The organism is Nonomuraea cypriaca, from assembly GCF_015645445.1.
GTDB lineage: Bacteria > Actinomycetota > Actinomycetes > Streptosporangiales > Streptosporangiaceae > Nonomuraea > Nonomuraea cypriaca.
This window is the reverse complement of record NZ_JADOGI010000301.1, coordinates 1-10,912: the sequence shown is the minus strand read 5'-3', so window position 1 is coordinate 10,912 and position 10,912 is coordinate 1. Positions and strand designations below refer to the sequence as shown.

10 protein-coding genes are annotated in these 10,912 nt (G+C 72.0%); 8 read left to right on the top strand and 2 right to left on the bottom strand.

From position 1 onward, the window contains the following. From ITP53_RS49710 to ITP53_RS49680, 7 genes are all read left to right on the top strand, one after another. Positions 1 to 669 (top strand): hypothetical protein (locus tag ITP53_RS49710; protein WP_195902475.1); only part of this gene is annotated, 669 nt, incomplete at its 5' end. Further along, a complete protein-coding gene (locus ITP53_RS49705; protein WP_328818359.1) occupies positions 663 to 1,886 on the top strand; it encodes a S8 family serine peptidase in 1,224 nt (407 codons plus the stop codon). The genes ITP53_RS49710 and ITP53_RS49705, both read left to right, overlap by 7 nt. Positions 1,887 to 2,246: 360 nt before the next feature. Next, positions 2,247 to 3,047: a hypothetical protein gene (locus ITP53_RS49700; RefSeq protein WP_195902474.1), complete on the top strand. Its 801-nt coding sequence runs from the start codon at positions 2,247 to 2,249 to the stop codon at positions 3,045 to 3,047. After that, entirely contained in the window at positions 3,041 to 4,198 is a 1,158-nt protein-coding gene (locus ITP53_RS49695; RefSeq protein WP_195902473.1) for a S8 family peptidase, read from the top strand. Before ITP53_RS49700 ends, ITP53_RS49695 begins: the two co-directional genes overlap by 7 nt. Before the next feature lie 42 nt (positions 4,199 to 4,240). Continuing rightward, positions 4,241 to 4,600: a hypothetical protein gene (locus ITP53_RS49690; RefSeq protein WP_195902472.1), complete on the top strand. Its 360-nt coding sequence runs from the start codon at positions 4,241 to 4,243 to the stop codon at positions 4,598 to 4,600. Then, positions 4,588 to 4,902 (top strand): MGMT family protein, encoded by a 315-nt coding sequence (locus ITP53_RS49685; protein ID WP_195902471.1) that lies wholly within the window; start codon positions 4,588 to 4,590, stop codon positions 4,900 to 4,902. The genes ITP53_RS49690 and ITP53_RS49685 overlap by 13 nt, the downstream gene beginning before the upstream one ends. Before the next feature lie 207 nt (positions 4,903 to 5,109). Further along, on the top strand, positions 5,110 to 7,857 hold the full coding sequence (locus tag ITP53_RS49680) for a CDP-glycerol glycerophosphotransferase family protein (RefSeq protein ID WP_195902470.1): 2,748 nt from the start codon (positions 5,110 to 5,112) through the stop codon (positions 7,855 to 7,857). Between the two features lie 57 nt (positions 7,858 to 7,914). Here the strand turns inward: ITP53_RS49680 and ITP53_RS49675 are convergent, their stop codons facing one another. Next, a complete protein-coding gene (locus ITP53_RS49675) occupies positions 7,915 to 8,508 on the bottom strand; it encodes an NUDIX hydrolase (protein ID WP_195902477.1) in 594 nt (197 codons plus the stop codon). 67 nt (positions 8,509 to 8,575) lie between these two features. Beyond that, positions 8,576 to 9,238 carry a class I SAM-dependent methyltransferase gene (locus ITP53_RS49670; RefSeq protein ID WP_207757547.1) on the bottom strand — a complete coding sequence of 221 codons (663 nt, stop codon included), beginning with the start codon at positions 9,236 to 9,238 and terminating at the stop codon, positions 8,576 to 8,578. 211 nt (positions 9,239 to 9,449) lie between these two features. Here ITP53_RS49670 and ITP53_RS49665 point away from each other — a divergent pair. Then, a partial coding sequence (locus ITP53_RS49665) for an ATP-dependent helicase (protein WP_195902469.1) occupies positions 9,450 to 10,912 on the top strand: 1,463 nt, incomplete at its 3' end.

Below are 10,912 nucleotides of genomic sequence, written 5' to 3'. Positions count from 1 at the left end.
ACCCTGGTCTGCGCGGTGGCCGCCGGAGTGGCGGGCAGCGCGGCGGGCACCGAGCTCACGCGCGGCCCGAGCACGGCCGAGCTGCACGCGGCGGCCAAACGGGAGATCGCCGAACGCTGGCGTACCTGGCCCGCCGGACGTATCTTCCCGGCCACATTGCCGTACTCCGCCGAGCAGGGCGGGCGGGAGCGGGCCAGCAGGATCGGCATCTCACCGCACACCGCGTGCGACCCCGTCGACGCCAAGGCGGTCGAGGCGCTGCACAGCGCGGGCTGCAGGGGGGTGCTGCGCGCCACGTACATCGACGCGCTGCGCGGCGTGCTCGTCACCATCGGCGTGGTGGCCCTGGCAGACGAGCTGGGTGCCGTACGCGCCAAGTCCGCCTTCGCCGAAACCGGCAAGCCCGAGCCTGGGCTGCGTCCGCTGGCCTTCAGCGGCACGGTCGCCGACCGTTTCACCCCCGGCGTCCGTCAGGCTGGATCGGTCCGCCAGGCGGGGCCGTACCTCGTGCTGACCACGGCCGGGCAGGTGGACGGCCGGCCCGCCAACGCGGCGGGCGAGCAGCGGCCGTCCATCTACGCGTTCGCCGCCGAGATCTCCGAGCACGTCCTGAGCGACCTGAGCACCCCGCGGATGCCCGACTGCACGACCGGGGAGTGGCAGTGCTGAGTTCGGCGGGGCTGCGGTGGGCCGGGGTGGGCGCGGTCGTCGCGGCGTTGCTGTTCGCGCCGTCGGCGGCACTGGCCGACGACGTGCGCGGCGGGCAGCGGGCGGTGATCAAGACGCTGGAGCTGACGCAGGCGTGGCGGGTCAGCAAGGGGGCGGGGATCACGATCGCGGTGCTCGACTCCGGGGTCGATCCCGGCCATCGCGACCTGGCCGGGTCGGTGCGCGTGGGCAAGGATTTCACCGCGGGCGCGAACCCCGCGGGGGTGGCTCCGCGCAGGTTGCACGGTACGTACATGGCCTCGTTGATCGCCGGGCACGGTCACGGTGACAAGGGAAGATTCGGGATCATCGGCGTCGCGCCCGAAGCAGACGTACTGTCGGTAAGGGTCATCCTCGAGGACGAGGAGCCGGGTTTCCGCGAGTTCAACTCGGCCGAGCGCTTCGAGCACGTGGTGGCCAAGGGCATCCGGTACGCCGTCGACGAGGGGGCGGACGTGATCAACATGTCGATCTCCAAGGAGCTGGCGACCCGGGAGGAGCGGGCGGCCATCCGCTACGCGATCTCCAAGGGCGTCGTGCTCGTCGCCGCCGCGGGCAACGACGGCGAGAGGGACCTCGACGGCGACTTCGCGCCCTACTCCTATCCGGCGGCGTTCCCCGGGGTGGTCTCGGTGGGGGCGACGGACCGGCGGCTGCGGCGGGCCACGTTCTCCAACTGGAACTCCTCCGTGCTGGTGGCCGCGCCCGGCGTCGACATCATGGGCGCGGGTCCTGGCGACGAATACTGGGTGGGCCGCGGCACCTCTCAGGCGACCGCGCTGGTGTCCGGAGTGGCCGCCCTCATAAAGGCCAAATATCCGGATATATCGCCGCCGCTCTTGGCGCAGGCCCTGACCGCGGGCGCGACTGACCGCCCGCCGGGCGGCTACGACACGGCCACCGGCTTCGGCATCGTGAACGCCCCCCGAGCCCTGGCCGAGGCGGGCCGGCTGGCCGGGCACACCGAGACCGCCACAGGCACCCAGGTCCAGGATCCGGCCATGCCGGTGGCCGGGGGCCAGGCGGGCCGCATCAAGGTCATCGTCAGGGACGAGAACCGCGTCACGGTCTACACGGCCATCGCCGGCGCCGCGACCTTCGGCGCCCTCGCCTCCCTGAGCGTCATTTTCCTCCTCGTCAGACGCGTCCGCCGCGCACACAGCTCGCAAGACGCATGATCCGCCCATCAAGGGGGACGAAATAGACAATGGACACGCGAGGGAGCGCCGTCGCCTGGAGGAGGAGCGCCGGGAGCGCAGCGACCAGAGCGACGGGGGAAGGCGGCGGCATCCGGGCGGACGAGCCCGCCGAACGGAGTGAGGCCATGAGCACGCGAGGGAGCGCCGTCGCCTGGAGGAGGAGCGCCGGGAGCGCAGCGACCGGGGAGAGCGGCGGCATGGGGCGGACGAGCCCGCCTTCACGGAGTGGAGGCCATGAACACGCCACGTAGGTCGACCTCAGGGCTTCCCCGTGCCGGGGGAGAAGCCACGCCGGGTCATAGGAACCCGCTCGGCGCCAGTACCGGCCGGCGGTCGCGTGTGCGGTCGTGGCCGGCGGCGGACTCCCAAAGGCGTGCGGCCGTCAAGCGCCGCGCCGAGCGGGACAACCTGGAACAGGGTGTCCGCTACCGGCGCATGTTCGTGGCGCTGCTCGGCATCGTCGTGGTCGTGTCGGCGGCCGTGGTGCTCCTCGGCACCGTCGGCCTGATCGCCGAGACCCGCTCACGCCCGCTGACCCCGGCCGAGCAGAACCAGTACAAGGAGGAGGAGATCGCCCGGCGCTGGCAGGCGTGGCCCGCCACGGGCGTCTTTCCCGAAGAGGTGAAGTACCTCGGGCTCGACCGCGCCCAGCAGTACGCCAGGCGCGTCGGCATCGCCCCCGAGACCGACTGCGGGAAGGCCATGGACGCCGCCGTGGCCGGCGTACTGGAGGATCACGGCTGTGTCACCGTGTTGCGGGCCACGTACATCGACCAGACCGCGTCGTTCGTCATCACGGTCGGGGTGGCGGTGCTGAAGGACGAGGAGTCGCGGGTGTCGGCGACCGAGGAGCTCACCCAGGACGACCGCGTGGGCGTGCTGCCGGTGGCCTTCCCCGGCACGGTGACCGAACGCTTCGGCACCGAGCAGCGCCAGCGCACCGCCTGGGTGGGCGCGGGGCCGTACATCGTGTTCTCGGCGGCGGGTTACGCCGACGGGCGGACCAGGGCCGCGGTCCCGCCGGAGGAGCTCCTGCACAGCGAGTTGTGGCCGGCCGCCAAGTCGATCGGCAACCAGATCGCCTACTTCCTCGCGGACCCGCCCAAGGTGCCGCCCTGCACCCAGGGGAACGTGTGCTGACCGCCGTACGCACGCTCACCGCCGCACTGCTGTTGTTCGCGGGACCCACCGTGGACCCCGTCAGAGACCAGCAGCAGTGGGTGCTCGACGCGCTCAACGTCGAGCAGGCCTGGACCGTCAGCAAAGGCTCGGGCGTCACCGTCGCCGTCGTGGACAGCGCCGTGGACGACGACGTGAAGGAGTTGCGCGACCGCGTCAGCGCCGGGCCGGACATGAGCACGTCGGCGGTGAGCCGCGAGGTGACGCCAGGCCGGCACGGCACCGCCATGGCCGGCCTGATCGCCGGCTCCGGCGCCGACGACGGGCTGATCGGCGTCGCACCGGAGTCCCGGATCCTGTCGCTGCCCATGGTCACGGACGACGAGCCGGAGAACGGCGTCCCGCCGTTCGACGACCGCAGGCAGGCGACCGAGAGCTCGCTCGCCCGCGCCCTGCGGTACGCCGCCGACCACGGCGCCCAGGTCATCAGCATGTCCATCGGGTCCTACGGGCCGCTCAAGTCGGAGCGGGAGGCGGTGTCGTACGCGCTCGGCAAGGGCGTCGTCCTCGTCGCCGCCGTGGGCAACGACGGCCAGACCAACTACACCAGGGAGAACGGCACCTCGTACTGGAGCTTCCCGGCCGGCTACCCGGGCGTCATCGGCGTGGCGGCGACCGACAAGCAGGGCAGGAAGGCGCCGTTCAGCACCGACAACCTGTCGGTCATGGTGGCGGCGCCCGGCGTGGACGTACCCGTGGTCAGGCCAGGGAGCGGCTACGAGCTGTCGCAGGGCACCAGTTCGTCCGCCGCGCTCGTGTCGGGGGTGGCCGCGCTCATCAAGTCGCGCTACCCGAACCTGGCGCCAGAGCAGGTCGCCCAGGCCCTGGTCGCCGGCGCGAGGGGCAGGCCCGCCGCCGGATACGACGACCAGACCGGTTTCGGGGTGGTGGACGCGGCCGCCGCGCTCAACGCCGCCGAACGCCTGACCGGGGCGCAGCGCAGCGTCGTGCCCGGGATGGAGCACTTCGGCCAGGGCGAGGACTCTCCTTCGCCGTCGCGTCCAGGGCCGGATCCGTTGCGGTTGTGGCTGTACGGGGGCGGGGTGCTGGTGGCCCTCGTCATGTTCTGCGGCGCGATCGTCTTCCTGAACCAGCGCAGCGGCAGGGAATGATCGTTCGGCGCGATGAGTAAAGATCCGCTATGGTCCCGCGTCATGGGATACGAGCTGCGGGTGGTGCGTGAGTCGCCACTCGCCTTCGCGGAGCTCGCGAAGGCCATCGCGCCGGCCGGGTTCAGGCTGCGCGGATCTGACGAGATCGTGGCCGCGCACGGGGACGGCACGCACACGGTGGCGCGCTGGCAGGGCCAACTCGTCGGCGAGCCGGGCTCCGACTGGCAGGTGGCCCAGCTCGTACGCCTGTCGGCCGCGCTCGGCGCCCGGCTGGTGGGCGAGGACGGCGAGGTCTACGCGCTGCGCGACGGCGTCATCGAGGTCGTGACCGGCGGCGGCGCGGTGGAGATCGGCAAGTTCGACGAGATCATCGACGCCGGCCCGGCCGCATGGACTCCATGAACCCCTTCGCCGAGCGGGTCCTCGACCTCGTCGAGCGCATCCCGCCCGGCAAGGTCATGGCGTACGGCGACATCGCCGAATACCTGGGCGAGGGCGGCCCGCGCCAGGTCGGCAAGGTGATGTCCACGTGGGGCGGGGGTGTGCCGTGGTGGCGCGTCGTACACGCGGACGGCAGCGGCGCCGCCCCTGACCACCTGCGACGTTGCCTGGCGCACTGGCGCGAGGAGGGCACCCCGTTGCGCGGCGAGCGGGTGGACATGCGGCTGGGGCGCTGGGACGGGCGTTCAGCCGATTTTCAGTAAGGGCTCTGAGCTGCTGTTTCGCCGAACGGGCGAATCCATGACATGTGATTCCCATTACCATGGGCAGAACACTGATGGCGGCCCGAAAGGCGGTGCCTCCCGATGGCAACCGGCGTCAATGCCCAAAGCCAGGGCGGCGATTCGCTCGCTGACCGCCTGAAGGCTGTCCAGGATCTGTGCGATCGTGGCGAGCCTCTCGATGCGGTCATGCGAGCGGTCGGTCCCGGCGGCCGTGACGCGGCGTTCGACACCGAGGTCCTGAGCGGTCCCCTGGGCAACCGCATCGACCTGGCGATCAAGCGCGGCGCCGCGCGGCGGCGGGAAATGCTCGACCTCGTACGCCCCTACCTGGTGGGCGTCGACGCGGGCGTCAAACGCGACCTGCCCGTCGCGCGCCGCGTCATCTGCCACCTGATCGAGCACCGGCCGGACGCCGAACTCGTCGACGGCGAGACGCTCGCCGACGTCGTGACCGCGGCGGCGGAGCCGTCCAAGCGCATCCGCAAGGGCCTGCGCTGGTACGCCGACCTGCCCTTCCGCGGCGAGCTGCCGGCCGACCTCTACCGCCTGCGGCGCGCCGACCTGGTGCCGGTGACCCACATCGACGACATCGTCTGGGTCAACGGCAAGCTGCGCGTCACCGGTTTCGCCTACCTGGCCGGGCTGTCGGTGCGCAGCCGCAGGTTCAACTGGGCGAGCGTGGTGCTGCGCGGGCCGCGCTGGCTGCCGCCCATCCGGATGCGCACGCGCCGCGTCCTCGCGCCCGAGGCCACGCACGGCGCCCGCGAGCCGGGCTGCAACTACGACTGGTCGGGCTTCACCGCGGAGCTGAGCCCGTGGCCGCTGCGCTGGCGCGGCGCCGTCCGCGGCGCGGTCTCCGGCGTGCGCCGCCGCCTGCGTCACCGGCCCTCCGTGCCCGACACCACGACGTGGCGGGCCGAGATCGTGTTCTGGAGCCGGGGCGCGTGGGCGACCGGCCTGCTGCGCGGCTCCGGCGTCGGCCGCCCTGAGCGCCCGGCCGGGTTCAAGCTGAGGCCCGGCTGGTGGGTCAGGCCGGTCTGGACGTCCGACCGGGCGCTGCAGGTCGTGCTCCAGCCCAACAGGGCCGAGCTGAGCGGCGTGTCCGTCGACGGCGAGCGCCTCGAGCTCAAGATCTTCCTGCCCGGCCGCACGGTGGGCAAGGGCCACGCGAGGCTGGGCGGCCACCGCATCGCCGCCGACTTCACGCCCGTGACCGGCGGCACCCAGGTGGTGGTCGGGCTGGCCGTGCCGGCCCTGCTGCAGGAGAAGGACGGGCGGCGGCTCTGGGTCGAGCCCAAGGGTGACCCGGCGGCCTCCGTCATGCTCGCCGATCTGGTGGAGACCCGCACGACGGTGGGCGACCGCGAGATCACCGTGCTGGGCGACCGCCGCGACCGCGTGGTCGTCTCCGCCCACCGGATCCGCCCGGTGATCACCTCCGCGGTCTGGGAGGGGTCCGCGCTCGTCCTGCGCGGCCACTACCCCGACGCCCCAGGCCCGCGCTCGCTCACGCTGCGCCACCGCACGGGGTTGTCCTACCTGCTGCCGATGGAGCGCTCCGGCGAGGAGTTCTCCGTACGCGTCGAGCCGGCCGCACTGGACCGCTTCGGCGAGCCGGTGCCGCTGTCGTCCGGCACCTGGAACATGTCGCTGCGGCACCCGTCCGGCGAGATCGTCCCGTTCAGGATGGACCACGCCGCCCTGTCCGGGCTGGACGAGGAGCCGCGCACGCTCGGCGGCCACGTCTACCGCATGCTGTCCACCCGCTTCGACGTGCCGGTGATCGCGGTCGAGGAGGAGCGCCCGGCGGACGAGCGCGGCGTGGCGGGCACCCACGTCCTGCGCCGCGTCTTCTACCCGGCCCAGCGCTCCGAGCCGCTGACGGAGGCCACCGTCTACGTCGTCAACGACGGCCGCCTCTACGCCGACAGCGTCCGCGCCATTTACGAGGAGCGCCTGCGCAGGGGCGACGACCGCGAGCACATCTGGGTCGTCAAGGACGGCGCCTTCGTGCCGCAGGGCCCCGCGACCGTGGTGCGCGCCGGCAGCCGGGAGCACCACGCCGCGCTGGCCAGGTCCCGCCACATCGTCACCAACTCGTTCCTGCCTGTCTGGTTCCGCGCCCGCGAGGACCAGGTGGTGCTGCAGACCTGGCACGGCACCCCGGCCAAGCGGATCGGCAACGACCAGCCCCACATGGCCCGCGACCCCAGGCCGCCCATCTGGCACCGCCAGGCGGCGGAGGTGCGCGGCTGGGACCTCCTGCTGTCGCAGTCGCCGTGGGCGACGGACGTGTTGCGGCGGGCGTTCGGCTACAAGGGCGAGATCCTGGAGAGCGGCCTGCCGCGCAACGACGTGCTCAACTCACCCGACAGGGACGCCCTCGCGGCCAGGGTCCGCGAGCGGCTCGGCCTGGTGGAGGGCAAGCGCGTGGTCCTGTACGCGCCCACGTGGCGCGACTACGACCGCAAGAACGCCATGGTCAAGCTGGACCTCGCCAAGGCCAGGCAGGCGCTGGGAGCCGACCACGAGATCCTGGTACGCGCTCACCCCATGCAGGCCGTACCGGCTGTCCCCGACATCGCCCACGACGTCACCACTTATCCGGATATCGCCGACCTGCTCCTGGTCGCCGACGTCCTCGTCACGGACTACTCCTCGGTCATGTTCGACTTCGCCTGTACGGGCAGGCCGATCGTGTTCTACGGCTACGACCTGGCGAAATACTCCTCGAAGCGGGGCCTCTACCTGGACCTGCCCGAGCAGGCGCCGGGGCCCGTGCTCTCGACCTCGTCTGACGTCGTCGAGGCGCTGCGGTCGATCGACGAGGTGGCCGCGGCCCACGCGGACCGCTACGACACCTTCCGCGCCACCTTCGCCCCCCGGGACGACGGCAAGGCCACGGCCCGCGTGGTGGACCACCTCTTCTCCTGAAGCCGCCGCAGGCTCCGGGCCCCGCCCCCCGGCTTCTGATCCCGCTCTGTGGCGGGGTCAGTGCTGGAGCCCGGGGAAGTCTCTGAGAAGGACCGGCCGGCCGGGGGCGTCCTGGTGGGCGGGGCCGCAGGAGAAGTCTTCGACCAGCAGGTAGAGCAGCGCCGACAGGCTCGTCCCGCACACGATCTCGCCGTTGTCGACGAGCCTGCGTACGTCGGCGACCGGCACCCATTCGACCCGCTCCCACGGGCCGGCCGGGAGCCCGACGTGGGTGGCGGACTCGCCGCGGTAGACATGGTGGAGGCTGTCGGAGAACCCGTTGCCCGGCTGGATGGACAGCAGCGGACGCAGCGGGCCAGGACGCCAGCCGGTCTCCTCCTCGACCTCGCGCGCGGCCGCCGTGGCCGGCATCTCGCCCTCGTCCACCAGGCCGAGCGGGATCTCCCAGGCCCACGTGTCGGTGATGAAGCGATGCCGCCAGATCAGCAGCACCCGCTCCTGGTCATCGGTGACGACGGCCCCGGCGCCAGGCGCGGTGCGGACGAGCCGGTGATCGAGGCGCCGCCCGTCGGGCGACTCCACGTCGGCCACCCGGATGTCCAGCCATTCGTCGGTGTAGAGGGACCGCTCGGAGTGAACCTGCCAGCACATCACGATCAGCCCCCGCACCAGGCGAAACATTGGCTCTAAGGTTAACCCTCCGTGGAGCGGCCCCGGCTCACTTCCTGAGGTCCACCTCAAGGGAGAGCGGCGACAGCCGGACCTCGTGCGAGCTGAACGCGGTCCGCGCGATGAGGTCCTCGAACTCGCTCTTCACGTACGCCCGCCGCGGCAGGAAGAAGCGCAGCGTGAACTTCGTGAACGCCCTGGAGAGCGCCCCGAGACCCATCCGCGCGACGTCGGCGTCGACCGCCTCCTTGGACACGTCCCGCCGCAGGTCGAGGATGAGGGCGCCGCCGCCGGGCCGCAGCACGCGGTGCATCTCCCTGAGCGCCCCCACCGGGTCGGAGAAGTTCTTGAACGCGGCGCAGCAGACGACGAAGTCGAAGCTCTCGTCGTCGAACGGCATCGAGGAGGCGTTGCCGAGCCGGAAGTCGACCGCGGCCCCGGCCTCGGCCGCCTTGCCGCGGGCGATCTCGACGAAGGTCTCGCTGACGTCCAGCCCCGTGACCGTGTAGTCGCCGGTGCGGGCGAGCATGATCGACAGGTAGCCGGGGCCGGGGGCCACCTCCAGGATGTCGCTCCCTTGGGGTGTCCGCCGCCGGACCGCGTCGGCCGACTCCTCGAACCTGTCGGTGGCCTTGCCGGTGCTGGTGGCGTACCAGCGGGCGATCGGGCCTTCCATGCCTACGCCCTTGTATCCCTTGCCGGTCTTGGTCATGACATTTCCCTCTCGCTCTGCATGACACGATATATCGCATCTTGACGGCAATCAAGATATGTCGCGACTGCTGTGACGCTGGTGGCGAACACGGTTGGCACGGCGTGTCGCGAGATATCTGGATATTTGCGTCGGTACCGTTGGCGGTTCGCGTGGGGAGACCGGGCAAGTCGGCACGATCTACCCCTGTGGTCTGGTGGAATCTAGTGCTGTGAGTGGTCAGACCTGGCGTTTGGTACGCCGCGACAGCGCAGGGCCTGCCGAGCCCCCTGTTCTGGATGGGCACCAGCGTGCCGTGGTCGCGCACCAGAGCGGGCCGCTCCTCGTTCTCGCAGGTCCGGGCACCGGCAAGACGACCACGATCGTGGAGAGCGTCGTCGACAGGATCGAGCGGCGCGGCCTCGACCCCGAGCGCGTGCTCATCCTCACCTTCAGCCGCAAGGCCGCAGAGGAGCTGCGCAGGCGCGTCACAGGACGCCTGCGCCGCACCACCCGCACCCCGCTGGCCCTGACCTTCCACTCCTACGCCTACGCGCTCCTGCGCCGCGAGGCCGTCCTCGCGGGCAAGGCACCTCCCCGCCTGCTCACCGGCCCCGAGCAGCTGCTGGAGATCCGGCGGCTGCTGCACGGCGAGCTGGAGAACGGCGCCCTCGACTGGCCCCAGTCGTTGCGCGAGCCGCTCAAGACGCGCGGGTTCGCCGAGGAGCTGCGCGACTTCCTGTCCCGGGCCTCCGAACGCGGGCTCGACCCCGAGCGCCTGGTCGCGCTCGGCAGGCGGCACGGCAGGGGCGACTGGGTGGCGGCCGGCCGGTTCGCCGAGCGCTACCAGGTCAGGTTCGACCTCGACCCGCAGGAGACGTACGACTACGCCGAGGTGATCGGAGCAGCCTGCGCGCTGCTGGACGGATCCGATGTGAGCGAGCGTGAGCGCGCCGCGCACGACGTGGTCTTCGTGGACGAATACCAGGACACCGACCCGGCGCAGGAGCAGTTGCTGGCCCAGCTCGCGGGCGACGGGCGCGACCTGGTCGCGGTGGGCGATCCCGACCAGTCGATCTACGGGTTCAGGGGGGCGGACGTCCAGGGCATCATGAAGTTCCCCGACCGGTTCAGGACCCGTGACGGGCGCGACGCGCCGGTGCTGGCCCTGCGCGTGAGCCGCAGGAGCGGGGACGGCCTGCTGGAGGCCTCTCGCCGCGTGGCCGCCCGCCTGCCCGCCGCCCCCATGCCGAGCGACGCGCACGGCCACCGCGACCTGGAGCCCCTGCCGGAGGCGGCGGATGGCGAGGTCCGGGTGCTCCTGGCCGACAGCACCAGCCAGGAGGCCGCGATCGTGGCCGACACCCTGCGGCGGGCGCACCTGATCGACGGGGTGCCGTGGCGGCGGATGGCGGTGCTGGTGCGCTCGGCCAGGCGGCAGGTGCCGCTGCTGCGGCGGGCGCTGGTCAACGCCGGGGTCCCGACGATGATCGCGGGCGACGAGGTGCCCATCGCCCAGGAGCCCGGCGTACGCCCGCTGCTCACGATGCTCCGGATCGCCACCGACCCGGCCCAGCTCGACGAGGGCGTGGCCGAGGAACTCCTGACCGGGCCGCTCGGCGGCACGGACATGATCGGCGTACGCCGCCTCCGCCGCGCCCTCAAAATCGCCGAAAACGAAGCCACCCCCAACCC